We start from the raw sequence: 19,724 nt of genomic DNA, 5'->3' as shown, positions 1-19,724 counted from the left end.
AATGGGACGTAGTACGGGAAGTGGAAGGGGTTTAGCCTTGTTGTAACGGTGATGGATCCCGCCGGGACCGGTTGTTTGCCGGTTCGGACCGCCGAGGTGGCTGATGGGTCCTGCCCCGAATACGGAGGGCGGGTCATTCGCATGACTGGAAATCGGAACGGGTCCGGCACCCTGGAGACGCGCGAACGGGACAACGTCACCGGCGCTTTGTTGCCCGTGCGCCCGCTGGAGCTGTCGGCGGAGGAAGTGCGCCAGCTGTGGTCTTTCATCCACGGAGACATTATGGACGGGAGCATGCGGCGACTGTTGCGTGCCTCGCTTGGGTTGTGTCCCCGGCACACCTGGGCGTACGCGGTGGTGGAGATTGAGCTCTGGCAGGCGGGCGCAGGGGTCCGCGGCGGCCACCAGCCCTTTGACGTCACGGTTCTCTATGAGGATCTCCTCGAACACGTCGCTGCCGGGCTGGGCCGGAAAGGCTCGCTGCTGCACCGGCATCCGGACGAAGTGCTCCTGCCGGTGGGGCCGTGCCGGATCTGTGAGGATATGGCCTCCCCGTCCCTGCCCGGATTGCGGATGGGTTACGCGAACTCCAACACCGAGGCTCTCACCGTTGAAGCGAACGGGCTGGCACACACGACAGCCTGGTGCAGGGAGACATTCCCGCTGTGGCGGGACAGGGTCTGCCCCGCCTGTGATCCTGAGACGTCGAAAGGGGCTGGCGACCCGGTGCTGTTGTGCCGTTTCCATTTGACGGCGCGACGTCCCTTGCCGGAGCAGCTGCGTCACGCAGTTGCCTCGCGGTTGCGCGAGATCAGGGGACGGATGAGGCACCTGACCGACTCGATGACGGACTACGGCGCCCCGGTCGGCGGTGAAGAAAATGCTTCCTGGATCGAGGCCGTTGGCTTCTTTGCCGGCTGGGGCCTGCCCCTGTACCTGGCCAGCAACCCGCGGGAGGCGGAACCCGGTCCGGAAACGACAGGAGCCGAGCGCAGCGAGTAACCGCGTCATATGCTGGCGGGCACCGCCGCTGTGCCTGTAGTCTCTGTTCACGGTGATGGATCCCGCCGGAACAGCCCGCTCAGAAGGTGCCGGGCGTTCGAACCGCCTCCTGGCTGATGGTTCCTACCTTTGCTTAATCGAAGGTAGGTGGCCCATGCCCGCACCCGGCTCGCTGATCCTGCTCCGCCACGGTCAAAGCGTCCTGAATGCCCAGGACCGGTTCACCGGTCTGCTGGACCCGCCGCTGACCGCAGCTGGCAAAGGCGAGGCTGAGGCAGCCGGGAAGCTCATGGCTTCCGCTGACTTCCATCCCGATGCCGTTTACACGTCCACCCTTTCCCGAACCCGGGACACAGCCCGCATCGTCCTGTCTGTGCTGGGGCAGGCTACGGCGCCGGCCACAGCGGCGTGGGAGATGAATGAGCGTAGCTACGGCTCCCTCACCGGGCGGAACCGCAGCGAACTGCTGAGCGAGCTCGGGCCGGAGGTCTTCCACTTCTGGCGCCGCTCGTACTACGGTGCGCCGCCGCCGATGCCACGGGCCGAACTGGCCGCGATCCGGCGCAGCCCGGCTATGGCAGGGCAGCCTCCCGAAGCCGTCCAAGCCACCGAGTCTCTTTGTGGAGTCGTCAAGAGGGTCAGGACGTTCTGGCACCAGCATCTTCGCCCCCGGCTTCGGGAAGGGGAGGATGTGCTCGTGATCGCCCACGGGAACTCTCTGCGGGCGCTCTGCCGGGTCCTGGACCGGCTCTCGGAAGCAGAAGTCGAATCGCTGAACATTCCCACCGGGCAGCCCTTGCTCTACCGTTTCAGCCCAGACCTGGTGCCGCTGGTGCGGGGCGGGGAGTACTTGAATCCGCTGGCGGCGCGGACTGCCGCCGCCCTGGTCGCCGCCGCCGGCGGGACCTGAGATGAGGACGAGGAAATGGAGAAAATCATCATGAATGAACTTCAGATCACCGGGGTGCGTGCCCTGCAGATCCTGGACTCCCGCGGCTACCCCACGGTGAAAGTCTGGCTCACCGCGGCGGATGGCACAGTCTCCGCCGCTTCGGCACCCTCGGGGGCGTCCACCGGTGCCCATGAGGCGGTCGAGTTGCGCGACGGCGGCCAGGAATACTCCGGCAGGGGCGTGCAGAAGGCCGTGGCGAATGTCCGCGGTGAAATCGCCGGGCTGCTGACCTCCCGGAGCTGGGCAAGCCTGACCGATCTGGATCACGCTCTCATATCTCTGGATGGCACACCGGGCCGCTCCCGGCTGGGCGCAAACGCGATCGTGGCGGTCTCCATGGCCGCTGCCCGGGCCTTCGCGGCCGCGGCAGGAACCCCGCTGCATACCTGGATCGGCCACGGCCTGGGCCGGGCAGGGCGGCTGCCGGTGCCGCACTTCAACGTCCTGAACGGCGGAGAGCATGCGGCGAACCCGCTGGAGTTTCAAGAGTTCATGATCGCCCCCGCCGGGGCGCCGTCGTTCGCTGACGGGGTGCGCTGGGGATCTGATGTTTATCATGCGCTGTCCCGGCGGCTGCGCAAACAGGGCCTCTCGACCGGACTGGGCGATGAGGGCGGCTACGCCCCTGACATCGCCCGCCCTGAGGAGGCACTGGACTTGATTGTGGCCGCCATCGGGGATGCCGGCTACGCCCTGGGGCGGCACGGGGTCGCGATCGCCCTGGATCCGGCGGCGAACTCCTTCTTCGGGGACGGGACCTACACGGTGGCGGGACGGGGCTACACCCCGGAGCAGATGATCGCCTACTACGACAGGCTGATCACCGACTACCCGATCTGGAGCCTCGAAGACCCCCTGGCCGAAGACGACCCCGAGGGGTGGCCGGCACTGACCGCGGCCCTCGGGAGCCGGGTGCAGGTGGTCGGCGATGACCTGTTCGTCACCTCCGCGGACCGGGTGAGGGAAGGTATCCGGACCGCGTCCGCGACCGCGGTGCTGATCAAACCCAACCAGGCCGGAACCGTGAGCGAAACCTTCGACACCCTCACGGCCGCCTCCGAGGGAGGTTTCGGGGCGATGGTTTCGCACCGGTCCGGTGAAACCGACGATACGTTTGTCGCGGACCTTGTCGTAGGTTCAGGCTGCGGTCAGCTGAAATCCGGGGCACCTGCCCGGGGGGAACGCGTCGCCAAATACAACCGTCTCCTGGAGATCACCGACGAGTATCCGGAGCTGCCTTACGGGCCGACCGGCACCCACCTCAACGACCAGTAGACACCGCCACGTTAGGAACGCCCATGAATGAGCCCGCAAAGGAACCCCGGCCCGGCACCGGACCCATCGCCTACGTACCGCGCCGGATTTCCGGGCCGGTGCTGATGGGGGTGGTCCCCGGCCAGCCCCTGGCCGTGGCACACCGCGCCGCGGAACTGGCCTACAGCCTGGACGTGAAGCTCATCTGCGCCTACGTGGACGTCACCACCTACCTCGCCGAGGAACCCGACGGGCGGATCGAGGCACGGCCGATTGATCCGGACGGCATCGATGACGACATCGAAGGCATCGCCGCCGCCATCAGGGAACGCCTCCAGGACGCCCTGGACGGAACCGGCATCGATTGGTCCTTCGCGACTCTCTCCGGGGAACCGGCCCGGGCGCTGGGACGGCTGGCCGAGTCCACGGATGCCTCGGTCATCGTCGTCGGCACGCGCGAACGCGGCCTCGGCGCCCGCCTCGAGGAGGTGCTGGTCGGCTCCGTCGCGGTCCATCTCACCCACCGCCAGCACCGCCCCGTGCTGGTCGTCCCGCTCGCCCCGCACACCAGACACCCCCGGCAGGAGGGCCACCACTGATGGAACCGCGCATCCCGGAGATCACAGCAACCGACCCCCCTTCGGCAGGACCCGACACCACGGCCATGGACCGGTTGCCCATCGATAGCGACCCTGAACAGGTAGTGGCGGATGACGCGGACGCCGGGACCCTCGGCGAGGTGAGCGCACACCGCCCGGTGCACCTGCACCCCGGGTTCGTGCTGGTCGTCATCACCGGAGGCGTGGTTGGGGCCCTGGCCCGTTACGGTCTCAGCATTGTCCTGCCCGCCCCGGGCGGGTGGCCGCTGCCCACCCTGATCATCAACCTGGCCGGGGCATTCCTGCTCGGGGTCCTGCTCGAGGCGTTGGTCCGCCGCGGCCCCGACACCGGCAGGCTCAGGGTGATCCGACTGCTCGCCGGGACCGGGTTCATGGGCGCCTTCACCACCTACAGCACCCTGGCCCTGGAAACGAACACCCTGCTCGGCTCCGGACGGACCACCGATGCTTTGATCTATGTGGCTGCCTCGCTGCTGGGCGGCACTGTCGCGACGGTGGCGGGGATCCGGGCTGCCGCCGGCCACCACACCCGGATGACCACCCGGCGCCGGGACGCGACCCTCCGCCCCGACCGGCAGGAAGGCCATCAGTGAACGTCCTGACCATTCTGCTGCTGGGCCTCGCAGGCGGCCTCGGCGCCGGAACCCGCTTCGTCGTCGACGGGCTGGTCCGCTCCACAATCCGCGCCGCACTGCCCATCGGCACGATCGCTATCAACGTCACCGGATCCTTCCTATTGGGACTCGTCGCCGGGTTCGTGATAGCCCACGCCGCCCCGGTCGAGCTGCAGACCATCGCCGGTACCGGATTCCTGGGCGGATACACGACCTTCAGCACGGCCAGCTTCGAGACCGTACGGCTCATCCAGTCCCGCCGGACCGGGCTGGCCCTCCTGAACGGGATCGGCACCGCCGCCGCCGCCATCGGCGCCGCAGCCGCAGGCCTCGCGGCGGCAAGCCTCCTATGAAACCGGCCAGCCACGGAACCATCTCCACGAACCAGCCCAAGGAGAAGCAGTGCCGGAAATGAATCAAGACCACCTCAGCACGGACGGAACACCGAAAACCCGCCTGCACAGGCTCGGACCCATGGGCTTCGTGCTGGCCTTCGGCGTAGTCAGCATGCTCGCCGACGTCGTCTACGAAGGAGCCCGGTCCATCACGGGACCGTTCCTGGCCACCCTCGGCGCGTCCGCGGTCATGGTCGGCTTCATCACCGGCTTCGGGGAAGCTGTGGCCCTCGTGCTGCGCCTGGGCACCGGCCCCCTGGCGGATAGGACCCGCAAATACTGGCCGCTGACCATCGCCGGTTACGCCCTGACCGTGATCGCTGTCCCCTTCATGGCCCTGACAAGCTCACTGTGGCAGGCCTCGGCCTTGGTCATCACGGAGCGTTTCGGCAAGGCAGTTCGCACCCCGGCCAGGGACACCATGCTCTCCCACGCAGGGGCCGAAATGGGCCGCGGAAAAGCCTTCGCCATCCACGAGGCCCTCGACCAGTCCGGGGCACTGCTGGGGCCCCTGCTCGTCGGACTCATGGTCGCCGTCTCCGGTTTCCAACTCGGATTCGGTGTCCTCGCCATCCCGGGTGCAGCGGCACTCGTTGCCGTGATCCTGCTCCGCCGGGCCGCGCCCGATCCTGCACGCTACGACACACACACGGTCAGCGAACCAGCCCCCGCGCCCGGGCAGGTACGGGTCCGGGTCCCGTTGCCGGCCCGGTTCTGGTGGTACAGCGCCTTCACCGCCGTGTCGATGTTCGGGTTCTCCACCTTCGGGGTTATCTCCTACCACCTGGAAGTCCAGAACGTGATGCCCTCGGCGCTGATTCCGGTGACCTATGCGGTGTCCATGGGCGCAGCAGCGCTGGCAGCCCTGGGCTCCGGGGCGCTCTATGACCGGATCGGGCTGCGCGGGCTGCTCATCGCCCTTCCGCTGACCGCGGCCGTCCCTTTCCTGTCCTTCAGCAACACGCCCGTCCTGGTCTGGGTTGGTGCCGTCGTCTGGGGAGCGGCCCTGGGCATTCACGAATCCACCCTCCGCGCCGCCGTCGCAGACCTCGTCCCCTCCGCCACCCGGGGCACCGGATACGGCATCTTCACCGCCATCTACGGCATCGCCTGGCTCGCCGGATCCACCATCATCGGAGCCCTCTACTCAACGTCCCTCACCGGGCTCATCATCTTCACCATCGGCACCCAGCTCGTCGCGCTGATCGCCTTCATCCCGTTGCTCAAATCCGTGCCCGCGCCCACGCAGGGACCCGCTGCGTAGCCGGGCGCGGACTGCCTGATGACGCAGGCGCCCCGTAGACTATATGAAGGTGAGCCGGGAAGTCTGGTCGGCAGTATTTTTTGTCGACCTAACTTTTAGGAGTCCTTCATGGGCCAGAAACTCCCCTCACCGCCGCCCCGGTTCACCATCTTCGGACGGGGCAGTTACGCGGAGTCATTGCGCATCGGCGAGATCCTGCGCAAAGAAACCGTCGGCGGCGTGCTCCTGGTGGCGGCCGCCGCCATCGCGTTGATCTGGGCCAACTCTCCGGTGTCCGAGAGTTACTTTGCCCTCCGGGACTTCAAGATCGGCTACGAGCCATGGCACCTGCAACTGAGCCTCGGCGCCTGGGCCGCAGACGGGCTGCTGGCCATTTTCTTCTTCCTAGTAGGCCTGGAACTCAAACGGGAATTCGTCGCCGGAGACTTGCGCCAGCTCAATAAAGCGATCGTCCCGGTCACTGCCGCCGTGGGCGGCGTGGTGGTCCCCGCACTCATCTACGCCGCTATCAACATCACGAGCCCCGAGACGCTTCGCGGTTGGGCCATCCCCACCGCCACTGACATAGCGTTCGCTGTCGCCGTTCTGGCCATTATTGGCTCGCACCTGCCCAGCGCCCTGCGGATCTTCCTCCTGACCCTGGCCGTGGTCGATGACCTCCTCGCCATCAGCATCATCGCGTTCTTCTACACCACCGAAATCCAGACCGGGCCGCTGCTGTGGGCACTCATCCCGCTGGCCCTCTACACGTTCCTGGCACAGAAATACCGGCGGTTCTTCAAGATGAAAGCCCCTGCGGCGTGGCTGATCCTTTTGCCGTTAGGCACGCTCGCGTGGGCGCTGGTGCACGCCTCGGGCGTCCACGCCACCGTCGCCGGCGTGCTGCTGGGGTTCGCCGTCCCCGTCCTTCGTTCCAAGGCCAGCGGCGGTCCGGACGCGGGCCCCGGCCTTGCCGAAGTCTTCGAGCACAGGTTCCGCCCGATCTCCGCCGGTGTTGCCGTACCCGTGTTCGCGTTCTTCTCCGCCGGCGTGGCCGTCGGCGGCTGGGACGGTCTGGTCTCGGCGCTGACGGACCCGGTGGCCGCCGGCATCATCCTGGCGCTGGTCCTGGGCAAGCCGGCCGGAATTCTCGGAACCACCTGGCTCCTCACCAAGTTCACCAGAGCGCGACTGGACAGCACCTTTAAATGGATAGACGTGCTCGGGGTATCACTCCTGGCGGGCATCGGATTCACCGTCTCGCTGCTCGTGGCCGAACTGAGTTTCGGTAACGGAAGCCTGCACGATGATCATGCGAAGGTGGGTATCCTCACAGCGTCCGTCCTGGCCGCACTGCTGGCTGTCGCCGTGTTGCGGACCAGGAACCGGCAGTACCGGCAGGCCCACGAAGCGGAGCTGATCGATTCAGACCACGACGGCATCCCCGACGCCTACGAACCCCGGAATTCCTCCTGACCGTTCCCATCGATACCATCCCGCGGACGATCGCTCAGCGAATCTACGAAAGATAAGGGCCAGCCGGACAGATTCCGCGCTGGACGCGCGGATGCAGAGCAGACGCAGAGCAAGAGTACTCCCAGAGCACCGACGGCAAAGGGGAGCTAGCCGGTCACGCCTCCTGCCGCCGAGGCTGTGCCTGGGGCATGGGCTTCGGTTCATGCCAGGAGGGGGCCTCGTGGTTGCGGTCCGCCGCCCATTCGGTCCTGCCAGCGTTGGCTGCATTCGCCGAGAATCCTGGCGGCTTCCTCAGGCGTGCCCCAGCCCAGGACCTGGGCGCGGGTTCCGGGCTGGAGGTCCTTGTAGTGATTGAAGTGGTGGGTGATCTGTTCCTGCCACCTGGTACCGAGATCTTCGATGGTGCGGATACGGTCCCCCTCGTCGCGGTCATCTGCCGGGACTGCGACGATCTTATAGTCCATATCGTCCCCGTCGCGGAAGTTCAGGACGCCCAGAATCCGGCCGCGCACGACGAGCCCAGTGGGCAGCGGTTCGCGGGTCACGCACAGAATGTCCAGTTCATCGCCGTCCTCGTCCAACGTTTGCGGGATGAATCCGTAGTTCACCGGTTTGGCGAAAATTCGCGGGTCTACCCGGTCTAGGTGGAAGAGGCCCGTGGTGCGGTCCCATTCGATCTTGTGGCTCGATCCCATCGGAATGTCAATAACACCGATGACCAGGCCACGGTTGTAGTCCCCGCACCCGAGGAGGGCGTTGTAGTCAGTCATGAGAGCACCCCATGTCGGCAACCTGGGTCGATGCAGGGCGAGAGTCTTTACGGTCCGCTTGGGGACGCTCATCCCGCATATGTGAGGCGGTGGCGAAATTAGGCATAGTTCTCCGTCTGTGCGTGGCACTAAACAGGAACTATCAGCCGGGTGCGGCGGTTCGGACGGTGGCCCGCCCCGGCGAGATCCATCACCGTCCCTGTAATCAACCACATGACGAGGCCCGCTGGCAAGGACTTGCCCGCCGTGTCATCACGGCGAGCCATGGGGGATGCTTACAGCTGCCCGGGCCATGCCCGGTCTTAGTGCACGTGGAGCTTCCTGCCTCGCGGACCGATTTTCTGGACAGGCCAGCCGGGGAACGTGCGGGACGACAGACTTTCGCGGGCTTGCCCGTTCGAGCCGCCGGCTGTGGGCACGTATGTCGGGGAGCGGAACCGAACAGGGCGGAGCTACGTGGCGGCGATGATCCCGAAGCCAAGAAGCGCCGCGAGGACGACGCCGAGCCCGATGCGGTATCCGATGAAGACCGTGATGCTGTGTTTGGCGACCAGGCGCAGGAGCCAGGCGATCGATGCGTACGCAACGATGAAACTAACGGCAGTACCGACGATGGTGGGTATCCAGCCAACCGTCGCACTGATCTCCCCGGCCTGGGTAAGACCCTCGTAGGCTCCGGCGGCGGTGAGCGCGGGGATGGACAAAAAGAACGAAATTCTGGTGGCCGCTACCCTGTCCAGATCCCGGAATAGACCGGCGCTGATGGTTGCTCCGGAGCGGGAGATGCCGGGAATGAGAGCGATGCACTGCATGAGGCCGATGACCAGCGTGTCTTTGAGGGTGACCGCCCGCTCGGGGCGTGTCTGCCGGCCCGTCCGTTCAGCCGCTGCCATGACGATGCTCCAGCCGATGAGGGCGGCAACGACAACCCAGAGGTTCCGCAGAGACCCGGCGATGAGATCCTTGCCGAGAAAACCGATCACACCGATCGGAATGGAACCGATAATTACGTACCAGGCGAAACGGTAGTCGGGATGGGTGCGGGCTTCGGCCCGGCGCAGCCCCTGGGCCCAGGCGAGGAACAACCGGGCAATATCGGCTCGGAAATACACGACGACGACGGACAGGATCGCACCGACCTGGATGATCGCCGTGAATGCTGTTACTCCGCCGTCGTCGACCTGCAGACCGAGGAGCTTCTCAACGATCGTCAGATGTCCGGTGCTGGAGACGGGCAGGAACTCAGTCACTCCTTCGACGACACCCAGGACGATTGCTTGAAGCAGGTTCATTCTTTCGCTGATCACTTTCCGGCCCAAAAAGGACCAGCCTCAGTTGACGGATCGAAGTGGAGCCGGTGAAACGCTACCTGATCCCGGTCCGGCCCGTCATATCGCACCAGGGGGCAGCCAGAACAGGAGCCGACATCGTCCGTGGGCACTCAGCGGCAGGGGGCGTGCGCAAGGGAGCCGCGAATAAACCTATCGGGAAAGAAGCCTTTCGCCATCCGGCCGCAGCTCTCCTGAGGGCGAAACATGACGGTACAAGGTTTGCCGCGTGATGCCCAGCTCGGTGCAAAGTTCGCCGACTTTGGTGCCTGGTCGGCCCATGGATGCCATGGCGAGCCGGAGTTTCGCGGGGGTCATCTTGTAGGGACGTCCGCCGTTCCTGCCGCGGGCGCGGGCGGCGGCGAGGCCGGCAAGGGTTCGTTCGGAAATGAGTTCACGTTCGAACTCGGCAAGGGCGGCGAAAATTCCGAAGACGAGCTTCCCTGACGCGGTGGTGGTGTCGATCGCAGCGCCCTGGCCCGTCAGGACCTTGAGCCCGATTCCCCGTTCGGTGAGGTCGTGGACGATGTTGACCAGGTGCCGCAGGTCTCGGCCGAGCCGATCGAGCTTCCAGACCATGAGGGTGTCGCCGTGGCGTAGAGCCTTGAGGCATGCTGCGAGCTGGGGCCGGTTATCCTTCGTTCCGGATGCCATGTCTTCGTAGAGCAAACCGGCGTCGACGCCGGCGGCCAGGAGCGCGTCCCGCTGCAGGTCCGTGGCTTGGGATCCGTCTGCTTTCGAGACGCGCATGTATCCGACCAGCACCGATTTCTCCTCTGTCATCTATACGTTCGTTTAAGTGACAGGTCGATTCCAAACCGGGCCGGAATCAAAATATGTCACTTAGCCCGTTTGTGACTTTTAGTCGGAGTTGGCGGTTAAATCGCAGTTTAGATTGGCGGTTTGTCGTCCCGCCCGGGAGCCATCAACGGGTGAGCGGCAGTTCATGGGACAGCGCGCGTTGGGGGCTGACCGGTCGAGCGGCGGTATGTCTCCTGATTTATCCGTTGACTCCGCCGCTGCAGGTCTCGCCGGGTTCGGGTGTCTGCGGACCCTGCTGAAATGCTTTGATGAATGCGAACAGCCGCGGATCTGCCGGGTCTGTGACGCTTAGTTGTTTTCCCCAGGCGGTTGCTTCGATGAGGGATCCCTGTCCGGGAAAGGGACTGACCAACACGTGGCTCTGGTTGGTTGCAAGCCGGGCGAGTTTGGCGATGTCATCGGCGGGAAGCCCGGGTTGGTAGCTGATCCAGACGGCACCGTGTTCAAGGGAGTGCACTGCCCGGGCTTCCTGCACGGGCCGGTCGTAGGCTCCGCAGTTCGTCCACACCGGTGAGTGGTCTCCGCCGACGCCGGGACGTTGCGGATAGGTCACCGCAGTCTGGACGTGGTTCCTGCTCAGGCCGGCATAGCTGATGACTCCTTCGATCATGGTCGGGCCCTTCTCTGCTGGCGGGGTCGGTTGGCCGGTGCCGTTTGCGGTGATTCCGTAGGTGAGCGCGCCGGCTGCGAGGAGGAGTGGCACGCCGACGGCGATCAATGGCCGCTGCAATCGGGCGGGCGACCTGGACCCTTTTGTGTTGGTGGGTGAGCGTTGCTGTGAACCGGGTGTTGTCCGGGGTTTCATGAGGCCACCTTCGGGCGCTGTTAACGGTTGCTTGTTTGCGTGAGGGGTTGCTGGTCCGCTGCGGCCCGCCTACGGTGCGGTCGTTGCGGGCTTCTGGAAGAGGGTGCCTTCGAGGATGCTGCCGTGGAAGGTCCGCGCGGCGACGATGATCCAGGCGACGACCAGCAGGGTGTAGCCTGCGACGGCCATTGCGTCGAACACGGCGAGGTGGGTGTGGGCGGCGAGGCCGGTCAGGCCGGTGACGCAGGTTCCGATGGGGAAGGTGAAGGACCACCAGGTCAGGGAGAACGGCAGGCCCTGACGGGCGGTGCGGATCGTGATGGCGGTTGCGAGGGCGGCCCACATGAGCGCGAAGCCCAGAACCGGCACCCCGTACAAGACGCCGAAGGCTTCCATCGCCCGGGCCAGGGTCCCGGACACGGCGAGGTGGGCGTTCCCGCCCAGGAGGTTCGCGGCGGTGATGGACTGGCCCAGCGGGCCCAGCACGATCCACAAGGTGGGCACTGCCGCGGCGGCCCCGATCTTGTGCCCGGCGAGGCGGTTCCAGATCAGTGTGGTGATTATGATGGAGGCCAGCAGGCTCAGTCCGAACATCGCGTAGCAGCCCATCAGCAGGGTCAGGCGTGCTTGCCCGGCCGGGACGTAGGGCAGCAGCAGGGCCCCGGTGGAGGCCGAAACCATGGGCGGGACGACGGGCATAAGCCAGCCGCCGAACGCACTGTCCTGTGTGACCTGGTGCCGGGTGAACTGCAGGTACGGGACAGCGACGGCGCTGGCCAGCCCCAGCAGGGTCCCGGCGATCCAGAGCACCGCGTCGATGCCGAGTGCCAGCTGTTCGCCCAGGACGTCTTTGCCCAGCAGCAGGGTACCGGCGCCGACGGTGAGCAGCGCCATGGGCGGTGCGCCGTAGAAGTGCGCCATCACCGGATGGCTGTGGTGGCTTCGGGCGGTTTCCCGGTGCCGGATCCAGTGCACCCCGGTCGCGGCACTCAGCAGGATCAGCAGCAGGGACGCCAGAGCCCAGACGACGGTGGCGCCAGTGCGCAGGCCGGGAAACTGCAGGGGCAGCGTCGCGGCTGCGGTCGCGACGATCCCGGTACCCATGATGGAGGCGAACCAGTTCGGGGTCAGGTTCGCGAACAGCTCCGAGGACCTATCCAGACGGCGCAGGACGCGCCGGCCCCCAGCACGGCGACCATGGGTCTGTGCCGGTGGTGTGGAGTGGTGTTCGTCGGCGGTCAGCAGCAGAGATTCCATACCTTCTATGCTCCCGGACCGGGACCTGCCGCAGTAGGGGGCATACACTTGTCAGGGTACAAGCCGGACTTGTATCACATGTGACGTTTCTGAAGGAGATTCCCCGATGCTCAGCCCCCGGATACCGGATCTCTCCGCCCTGGAAATGCTCGCCGCGGTCCATGATCTGGGATCCCTCTCCGCCGCCGGGAAACGCCTTGGACTGTCCCAGCAGGCTGTCTCCTCCCGGATGCGTTCCCTGGAGTCCCAGATCGGGTCCGCCCTGCTGACCCGGACACCGCGGGGATCCACCCTGACAGAATCAGGTGCACTGGTCGCAGGGTGGGCGGCGGAGGTCCTCGCAGCCGCGGAACGGCTGGACGCCGGGATCGCCTCGCTGCGATCCGACACCGCCCGGCAACTGAAGGTCGCGGCCAGCCAGACCATCGCCGAACACCTGCTGCCGCTCTGGCTGGTCGCGCTGCGCCGCCAGCAGGAGAGCCTCGGACTCGTCCCCACCGTCGTGGAGCTGACGGTGAACAACAGTGAAGCCACCGTAGCCCTGGTCCGATCCGGACAGGCAGCCATCGGCTTCATCGAAAGCCCGCACCTTCCCCCTGACCTGAGCGCAGCGGCGGTGCAGAACGATGACATGGTCCTGGTCGTCGCCCCGGAGCACCCCTGGGCCCGGCGCCGGATCCCCGTCACGGCAGCCGAACTGGCTACAACCGCGCTGGTCACCCGGGAACACGGCAGCGGAACCCGGGACGCCCTCGAACACCTGCTCACCGCCGCAGGGGCCCCGCCCCTGGCAGATCCGCTGGTGGAACTGTCCACGACGGCGGCCGTCCGCTCCGCCATCGCAGCCGGCACGGCCCCCGGAGTACTCAGCGCACTGGCCGTCCGCGACGACCTCGCCCTGCAACGGCTCATCGCCGTTCCCGTCCGCGGGCTGCCCCTGCGCCGCACCCTGACCGCCATCTGGCAGACCGGCACCACACCACCGCCCGGACCGGCCCGTGACCTGGCAGCCATCGCCGCCAGAGCGGCCCCAGGAACCGCCACCCGCCGAAAGTCATGAAACCAGGCGACTTCGCGAAGCAGGGAGGTTCGGCTACCTAAAACGACCGTATCTGCGACAAACCAACCGACTCAATGAAGAGATTCGATGCACCCCCGAATTTTGTAGCGGAACCCAGTGCCGGATTCTATGTGCCGGTTCTTCTGCTGGTTGACGGGTATTGGTACATTTGGGCGCATGGGACATCTGTTGGGCTATGCCCGGGTATCGACCGGGGACCAAGACGCGGCTCTGCAGCAGGACGCGTTGAAGGCGGCCGGCTGCTACCGCATCTTCACGGACACGGCTTCCGGGTCTCTGGAGTCCCGGCCGGAACTGACCAAGGTTCTGGATCAGCTACGGCCCGGGGACACTTTGGTTGTGTGGCGGCTGGACCGGCTTGGCCGGTCCATCCGACACCTGATTGACCAGCTGGCCGATCTCCAGGAGCGTGGCATCGGGTTCCGGTCCCTGCAAGAGGCGATCGATACAACTTCCTCGGGCGGACGTCTCGTTTTCCATGTGTTTGCGGCGCTGGCGGAGTTCGAGCGGGATCTGATCCGTGAGCGGACTAACGCAGGGCTTCAGGCGGCACGGGCTCGCGGGCGCTTTGGTGGCCGGCCCCCGTTGCTGACCAAGGACAAGCTCCGGACCGCCCGCCGGATGTATGAGCAGAAGGACATGACGGTCGAGAAGATCGGCGAGGTTCTGGGCGTCAGCCGGACCACCGTCTACCGGGCACTCCGGCGCGAACCGGCCCCTGCCGTGCCGCGGCGCCGTTCAGGGCAGAAAACAGTCCGGTGACGGCCGGAGGCAGCGGCACCCTCACCGGTAACACTGCCTCCATGCCTGACCAGACAGCGTTTATGCGCTGGCGGATCCTGCGCCGGCATATCGAAGACGGCGTGCCCCTTACTGCCCTTGCTGAGCACGAAGGCATCGGACTTCGGACACTGCAGCGCTGGCACGCGGCCCACAAACGCAACGGCATCGCCGGACTGGCTACTGCAAACCGAGGGACCACCCGACGCAGAAGCACCTCCGAGCTTGTCGCACTCGTCGAAGGCCTGGCATTGGTGAAACCGCCCCTGTCTGTGGCTGCCATCGCCCGCAAAGCCAACCGCGTCGCCGCCGACCACGGCTGGCCACCTCTCTCCTACAGCACCGTCCGCTCCATCACTGCGGGCGTTGACCCCGGCATGAAGACACTTGCCCAGCTGGGAACCGCCGCTTACCGGGACACCTATGAATTGGCATGGCGGCACCGGGCCGAGCGAGGAACTTGGGAGAGCGCGTAAACCGTGACAGCAGTAGCGAATGAAACAACTCTGGACGTCGAGGTCGACGTCCGCTTTACCGCGGCCGGCGCTCCCCTGGCCGTCAGGTTCGACGGCCGTATCTGGGCCGTGGGCGCAGACCCGGTGCACTGGTTCGCCAGGAACGACTGGTGGAACACCAGGCGGACCGCAGCGCTGGGCACAGGGGACGTCGTAAGTGTCGAATACTGGCGGGTGCAGGTGCGGCTTATCTGCCCTCAAGTGGGGTTCACAGCGATGTAGGTTCTGCATTAGGGTCGTCTCGGAACGCACGGATTATCTACCCTGACGAGGTACGTTCGTATGCCGCAGTCCCTGATTCCGTTTCCGTCGACCACCCACCCGATCGTCCCGATTTCACGGCGCTGGATCGCGTTCAGCGTCATCCACAAGGCTGGAGGCCCGTCCTGGGCAGTAGTGGACTCCTCCACCTACGAGTTGCATTCTGAGGCCAGCGCCTACCTTCACTACCTTCTGGGTTCTGCCCGGTCCGCCAACACCATCCGGGCCTACGCGCAGCGCCTGGCCGCTTTCTTCACCTGGCTCGGTCCGGCGAGGTTGGACTGGACTGACGGTGTTCCTGTCGTTTCCCGGTTCATCCGGGAGCTCGCCGTCACCGCGTTGAACGCCCCGGAGGGAAACGCGGAATATCGTGAGCCGCGCTACCGGAGCGGGAAAACAATGAACCAGTATGCCGCGGCAATAACCCAGTTCTACATGTGGGCCGCGCGCAGTGATCTGGTCAGTGAGAAGACAGCCGCAGGCTTCTACGAAACCAGAATCGCCTACGGCTATTCCGGTGACAGACTCCTGCCGGGCCAGGTGTTGAGGTCCCGGGCAGTTCGCGTCAAGGAAATCGAAGAAGCCCCGAAGTTGCTGAATGAAACCGGTGCGGAGTCGTTGCTGGAGGCGGTCTCCAACCACCGTGACCGTTTCCTGGTGGCACTGATGGTCGAAACGGGCGTCCGGATCGGTGAGGCCTTGGGGCTGCGGACAGAGGATCTGCACCTTTTCCATGACTCGCGTGCCGTCGGTTGTGTGTCCGTTGGGCCACATATCCACGTCCGGCGGCGACAGAATCCCAACGCTGCGCTGTCCAAATCCTCGAACCCACGCACAGTCCCGGTCACTGAAGCGGTCTGCACCCTGTATTACCTGTACCTTGAGGACCGCATCGACCGGTTGGCCCAGGATTCCAACCCGATGGTCTTCGTCAACCTGTATTCCCGGTCCCATGTCGGGGAAGCGTTGAAGTACTCCAACGCCGTGAAGATGTTCTACCGCTCTTCAGGCCGTGCTGGGCTCCGGGTAAACCCGCACATGACACGGCACACCGCGGCGACCCGCTGGAAGAGGGCAGGAGTGCCGACGCGGGACGTTCAGGCACTGCTCGGGCACCGCAGTCCCTCATCCCAGCTCGTGTATGAGCACTCCTCCGACCAGGACCTGCGCGAGGCCATCGAACGTGTCCGGTTCCGTTCGTCGGAGCCCACATGAGCGGCGGACAATCAGTCATCTTCGATGTTTCTCCGGTCCTACCGCGGCCGGAACCAGTCGACCCGGCCGCGGACCTTGCAGGCTTCCAGCACATGCTTGCCCAGGAAATCCGGGACGATTGGCGGCCGGAGGAATGGGACAGCGAGGCCTGGGTCTTCACCGGAGTTCCTGGCCACTTGGGCACGCTCGTCAACCAGTGCAGGTTCCCTGGCTGCCATGGCCCCTCATTTACACGCCGCAGCGGGCTGTGCAACGTCTGCACCGGCCGCTACCTCCGGCACACCAGACGCCTCGGCGCCATGACCGCCGAGGCCTGGGTCGAAAGGGCAGTCCAGCTGCAGGACACCAACTGGGCATCCCGCGTCGTCCCGATCCTGTGTTCGGTGACGAACTGCACAAACCGTAGCAAGGGACTTGGTGTGCCCTTGATGACCCCGACGGAGGGGAACCCCAAACGATGGCACCAGCAAAAAGACCGGCTCCCTCCCCTGTGTCTGGGCCACCAACCACGCCACACAGTCGAAGACATCAAGGAATGGATCGCGTCCCAAGCCGCCAATCCGGTAGCAGCGCCAGAGTATTGCGCAGTTCCGTGGTGCGGCTACAAACGTCACCACGCCAACCAGACGGGCATCTGCAGAATGCACGCCAAGCTGATCCACGACCCGAGTGAGCTTGCGCTGCATCTTGAACGCGAAGCTGTCGTCTCTCTGGAACCTGACGGCTACCGGGAAATCCACGCGCCGCCGGCGAGAACCGACGGGTACGAACTCAACCTGGCCCCTCTACGCCGCCGGCACCCGGGACTGGCCACGGAACTGCTGTGGTCCCTTCAGCATCAGGACCGCATTGGCTTCCCGATCAACATCACCACGACCAAGGCCCTCATCAAGTCGGCGCTGGAATTCCCTCAGGCCACGAAGTCCTTCCTGAACGCCGACACCCACGCACTTGCTGAGGGCAATATGCTGTGTTCCGTAAATGCCTGGTCCATGTTCCGGGTGGTGCGGGCGAGGTTGCTGGAACGCTACGTCCCGTGGTCCACGGACGGTGATCTGCTGCAATCGGACCTCATCCCGTTCGGTCTGCTCATGACCTCTTCAAACAGATCCGGCTCCGCACGATCCATGGCTGCCCTGGATTTCCGCCCGATCCCTCTGGACTGGGCCCGGCACATGACCAAGCTCTGGATCCTGGAGCGGTCCACCACCGAAACCTCCTCGACGACCCTCATCACTCACGTCGCAAGACTATGCACCGACTTCATCGTCCAATGCTCGGCGCGACGCCTTCCCGCGCCGACCAACGCATCCGGACTGACCCGCGAGCATGGCAAGGTGCTCGCACATGCACTGGCCGGCCTGACGCGGCTCGACGGAAAACCCCTGACCAACGCCTACAAACGCTTTCTCGGGTCAACCGTGGCGGGCATGATCGACTACACCCGGAAGAACTCTGACCTGTTCGAACACACCACGCTCTCCTTCTCCCTCGACTACGACCTGCAAATCCCGCTAGAAGACGCCCCAGGGACAGACGCTGACGACGAGACCGGACGGGCAATCCCCGAACCCGTCATCGAGTACCTCTTCAAACAGTTACCCACGGCCCGTGTCGCCAGTCCGACCTCGGCCGCGGTCCCCAATGACGTCTATAAAGCAGCCTTCACCTGCTACATGACCCTGCTGCGCGACGCCGGGAGGCGGCCGAACGAGACGGCAAGCCTCCGAAGGGAATGCCTGAGCTACGACAGGACCGGTCAAGCCACCCTGCTGTGGCACAACGACAAAGGCAGACGCAGGGGCAGGCGCCTCCCCATCTGGGCAGAAACCGCCCACGCCCTGGAGTCGTGGTTCATCATCCGCGACCGCCACATCGAGGCGATGCCTGCCGGGCAGCAGGACTGGCTGTTTCCCACGTTCCGCTCCCGCGCCCGGGACAAACACCTCAAAACGGCCTGGTTCAACCGCCGGCTCCGTGACTGGATCGATAACCGGCTCCCGGACCTGCCCGGCCCGGCAAACGGCCCCGGAACGGGGACTCCTTTCGGCAAAACCTCCGTCTTCGCCTATGCATTCCGCCACTCCTACTGCCAACGGCTGGCCGACGCAGGAGTCGCCCAGGAAACCCTCCGCCGCCTCATGGACCACCGATCCGCGGACACCACAGCCAGGTACTACACGGTGACCAACGCACGAAAACGTAAAGCCATCGAATCCGTCAAAAGACTCTCCTTCGACACCCACGGCACCCACGCCCCCGTCGCTGAAGAGCTCTACTCAATGGCCGCCGTGGCCGTCCCGTTCGGCAACTGCACCGAACCGACCAACATCAAAGCAGGAGGCAAGGCATGCCCCGCCCGCTTCCAATGCGGCGGCTGTACGTTCTTCAGATCGGATCCTTCCCACCTGCCTGACCTCAAGGCGCATCTGGAACGCATGAAAGAAGACCTCGCGTGGCAGATCGCCCAGAACCTGCGCCCCTCGTTAATCACGGACACCAAGAATGAAATAGAAGCGTTCACGGGCCTTATCCAGGCACAGGAATCACGCCTTGCCGACCTGCCTTCCATCGAGCGGGAGTCACTGGCCGAGGCCTCCGCTGTGCTCCGCCGGGTCCGCGCCAGCGTCCCGACCGCCGTCGAGAAGCCCTTCATCCCGGTCGGAAGCCTCAGACTCAGGACCGATAACGGCAAGGAGATCGAGTGAGCAAACATCCGGGCAACGCGGCCGCCATGGTCCGGCAACGAAAGAAGGACAGCAATAACAAACGAGGTGCGGTTCTGGCAACCCTTGAGGCCATGGAACGTACGCGCAGCCCCATCACGGTAGCCGAGGTTGCACGCCTCGCCGGTGTCAGCCCGTGGCTCGTCCGACAGGAACCCCTCCTGGACGAGGTCAGGAAAGCACAGAAACGACATGCCACGGGCTCCGTGACATCCCCGGAAACAACAAAATCAACGACGGGCTCGCTCCAAGTCGAACGTGATCTTCTGCGCCAGGAGAACCAACGGCTCAGGCACGAACTACAGAGGCACCAGCGACGCATCTCCGAACTGCTCGGGGACCAAATCGACGGCACGGACGCCCACTCCCAAAGCCTTCGCGTCCAGGAACTGACAGATCAAAACGCCATCCTCTCCAAACAAACCAGCGAGAGAACCCAAGAGCTTCATCACGCTCAGCAGCAAGTCGCAGCACTCTCATCAGACCTGCAAGCAGCCCACAGCGTTAACCGTTCCCTGATGACCGAACTAAACCGCCCAGAACGAACCCGCCCCGGCCGAACTTAAACTTCAGTCTTACAGCTTCGGTTGCAGCTACCTCTTCTGGTC

Annotated in this window: 20 protein-coding genes and 2 riboswitches; of the genes, 15 read left to right on the top strand and 5 right to left on the bottom strand. The window is 65.2% G+C overall.

Annotated features, from left to right (window positions below; genetic code table 11):
• Nucleotides 1-141: 141 nt before the first annotated feature.
• The 8 genes from LFT49_RS01045 to nhaA all read left to right on the top strand — a co-directional run bounded on the left by LFT49_RS01045 (nucleotide 142) and on the right by nhaA (nucleotide 7,556).
• Complete coding sequence (locus LFT49_RS01045) at nucleotides 142-1,002, top strand: hypothetical protein (protein ID WP_237429453.1); 861 nt, start codon at nucleotides 142-144, stop codon at nucleotides 1,000-1,002.
• 42 nt (nucleotides 1,003-1,044) lie between these two features.
• A riboswitch (Fluoride riboswitch) is annotated at nucleotides 1,045-1,135 on the top strand.
• 21 nt (nucleotides 1,136-1,156) lie between these two features.
• Nucleotides 1,157-1,912: a 2,3-bisphosphoglycerate-dependent phosphoglycerate mutase gene (locus LFT49_RS01040; RefSeq protein ID WP_237429452.1), complete on the top strand. Its 756-nt coding sequence runs from the start codon at nucleotides 1,157-1,159 to the stop codon at nucleotides 1,910-1,912.
• Between the two features lie 30 nt (nucleotides 1,913-1,942).
• Nucleotides 1,943-3,229: a phosphopyruvate hydratase gene (eno, locus tag LFT49_RS01035; RefSeq protein ID WP_237429451.1), complete on the top strand. Its 1,287-nt coding sequence runs from the start codon at nucleotides 1,943-1,945 to the stop codon at nucleotides 3,227-3,229.
• Between the two features lie 23 nt (nucleotides 3,230-3,252).
• A complete protein-coding gene (locus LFT49_RS01030; RefSeq protein ID WP_237429450.1) occupies nucleotides 3,253-3,807 on the top strand; it encodes a universal stress protein in 555 nt (184 codons plus the stop codon).
• The gene (locus LFT49_RS01025; RefSeq protein ID WP_237429449.1) at nucleotides 3,807-4,421 is read left to right on the top strand and encodes a fluoride efflux transporter FluC; all 615 of its coding nucleotides are present in this window, start codon (nucleotides 3,807-3,809) and stop codon (nucleotides 4,419-4,421) included. The genes LFT49_RS01030 and LFT49_RS01025 overlap by 1 nt, the downstream gene beginning before the upstream one ends.
• 5 nt (nucleotides 4,422-4,426) lie before the next feature.
• Nucleotides 4,427-4,795: a fluoride efflux transporter FluC gene (locus tag LFT49_RS01020; RefSeq protein WP_237430582.1), complete on the top strand. Its 369-nt coding sequence runs from the start codon at nucleotides 4,427-4,429 to the stop codon at nucleotides 4,793-4,795.
• Nucleotides 4,796-4,853: 58 nt separating this feature from the next.
• Complete coding sequence (locus tag LFT49_RS01015; protein ID WP_237429448.1) at nucleotides 4,854-6,101, top strand: MFS transporter; 1,248 nt, start codon at nucleotides 4,854-4,856, stop codon at nucleotides 6,099-6,101.
• 108 nt (nucleotides 6,102-6,209) lie between these two features.
• Nucleotides 6,210-7,556 carry a Na+/H+ antiporter NhaA gene (nhaA, locus tag LFT49_RS01010; RefSeq protein WP_237429447.1) on the top strand — a complete coding sequence of 449 codons (1,347 nt, stop codon included), beginning with the start codon at nucleotides 6,210-6,212 and terminating at the stop codon, nucleotides 7,554-7,556.
• A gap of 200 nt (nucleotides 7,557-7,756) precedes the next feature.
• Here the strand turns inward: nhaA and LFT49_RS01005 are convergent, their stop codons facing one another.
• The 5 genes from LFT49_RS01005 to LFT49_RS00985 form a co-directional block, all read right to left on the bottom strand.
• Nucleotides 7,757-8,326 (bottom strand): inorganic diphosphatase, encoded by a 570-nt coding sequence (locus tag LFT49_RS01005; protein WP_237429446.1) that lies wholly within the window; start codon nucleotides 8,324-8,326, stop codon nucleotides 7,757-7,759.
• A 126-nt stretch (nucleotides 8,327-8,452) separates the two neighbouring features.
• Nucleotides 8,453-8,530, bottom strand: a riboswitch (Fluoride riboswitch).
• Between the two features lie 248 nt (nucleotides 8,531-8,778).
• Nucleotides 8,779-9,618 carry an undecaprenyl-diphosphate phosphatase gene (locus LFT49_RS01000; protein WP_237429445.1) on the bottom strand — a complete coding sequence of 280 codons (840 nt, stop codon included), beginning with the start codon at nucleotides 9,616-9,618 and terminating at the stop codon, nucleotides 8,779-8,781.
• Nucleotides 9,619-9,807: 189 nt separating this feature from the next.
• Nucleotides 9,808-10,419: a recombinase family protein gene (locus LFT49_RS00995; protein WP_237430581.1), complete on the bottom strand. Its 612-nt coding sequence runs from the start codon at nucleotides 10,417-10,419 to the stop codon at nucleotides 9,808-9,810.
• A gap of 235 nt (nucleotides 10,420-10,654) precedes the next feature.
• Complete coding sequence (locus LFT49_RS00990; protein ID WP_237429444.1) at nucleotides 10,655-11,086, bottom strand: DUF3105 domain-containing protein; 432 nt, start codon at nucleotides 11,084-11,086, stop codon at nucleotides 10,655-10,657.
• A gap of 264 nt (nucleotides 11,087-11,350) precedes the next feature.
• Complete coding sequence (locus LFT49_RS00985; RefSeq protein WP_237429443.1) at nucleotides 11,351-12,538, bottom strand: TDT family transporter; 1,188 nt, start codon at nucleotides 12,536-12,538, stop codon at nucleotides 11,351-11,353.
• A gap of 106 nt (nucleotides 12,539-12,644) precedes the next feature.
• Between LFT49_RS00985 and LFT49_RS00980 the strand changes: the two genes are divergently transcribed.
• The 7 genes from LFT49_RS00980 to LFT49_RS00950 all read left to right on the top strand — a co-directional run bounded on the left by LFT49_RS00980 (nucleotide 12,645) and on the right by LFT49_RS00950 (nucleotide 19,682).
• Nucleotides 12,645-13,598 carry a LysR family transcriptional regulator gene (locus tag LFT49_RS00980; protein ID WP_237429442.1) on the top strand — a complete coding sequence of 318 codons (954 nt, stop codon included), beginning with the start codon at nucleotides 12,645-12,647 and terminating at the stop codon, nucleotides 13,596-13,598.
• Nucleotides 13,599-13,775: 177 nt separating this feature from the next.
• Nucleotides 13,776-14,381: a recombinase family protein gene (locus tag LFT49_RS00975; protein WP_237429441.1), complete on the top strand. Its 606-nt coding sequence runs from the start codon at nucleotides 13,776-13,778 to the stop codon at nucleotides 14,379-14,381.
• A gap of 41 nt (nucleotides 14,382-14,422) precedes the next feature.
• Nucleotides 14,423-14,875 (top strand): helix-turn-helix domain-containing protein, encoded by a 453-nt coding sequence (locus LFT49_RS00970; RefSeq protein WP_237429440.1) that lies wholly within the window; start codon nucleotides 14,423-14,425, stop codon nucleotides 14,873-14,875.
• Nucleotides 14,876-14,878: 3 nt separating this feature from the next.
• Nucleotides 14,879-15,136 carry a hypothetical protein gene (locus LFT49_RS00965; protein WP_306971917.1) on the top strand — a complete coding sequence of 86 codons (258 nt, stop codon included), beginning with the start codon at nucleotides 14,879-14,881 and terminating at the stop codon, nucleotides 15,134-15,136.
• A 60-nt stretch (nucleotides 15,137-15,196) separates the two neighbouring features.
• Nucleotides 15,197-16,390: a tyrosine-type recombinase/integrase gene (locus LFT49_RS00960; RefSeq protein WP_157238326.1), complete on the top strand. Its 1,194-nt coding sequence runs from the start codon at nucleotides 15,197-15,199 to the stop codon at nucleotides 16,388-16,390.
• Nucleotides 16,387-19,098, top strand: coding sequence for a tyrosine-type recombinase/integrase (locus LFT49_RS00955; RefSeq protein ID WP_237429439.1), 2,712 nt, complete (start codon nucleotides 16,387-16,389; stop codon nucleotides 19,096-19,098). Before LFT49_RS00960 ends, LFT49_RS00955 begins: the two co-directional genes overlap by 4 nt.
• Nucleotides 19,095-19,682, top strand: coding sequence for a hypothetical protein (locus LFT49_RS00950; protein WP_157238328.1), 588 nt, complete (start codon nucleotides 19,095-19,097; stop codon nucleotides 19,680-19,682). Before LFT49_RS00955 ends, LFT49_RS00950 begins: the two co-directional genes overlap by 4 nt.
• The last annotated feature ends 42 nt before the right edge of the window (nucleotides 19,683-19,724 follow it).

It is taken from the genome of Arthrobacter sp. FW306-06-A, assembly GCF_021870055.1.
Lineage (GTDB): Bacteria > Actinomycetota > Actinomycetes > Actinomycetales > Micrococcaceae > Arthrobacter.
Note: the sequence above shows the minus strand (reverse complement) of the source record. Positions and strands in the feature narration are given on the sequence as shown.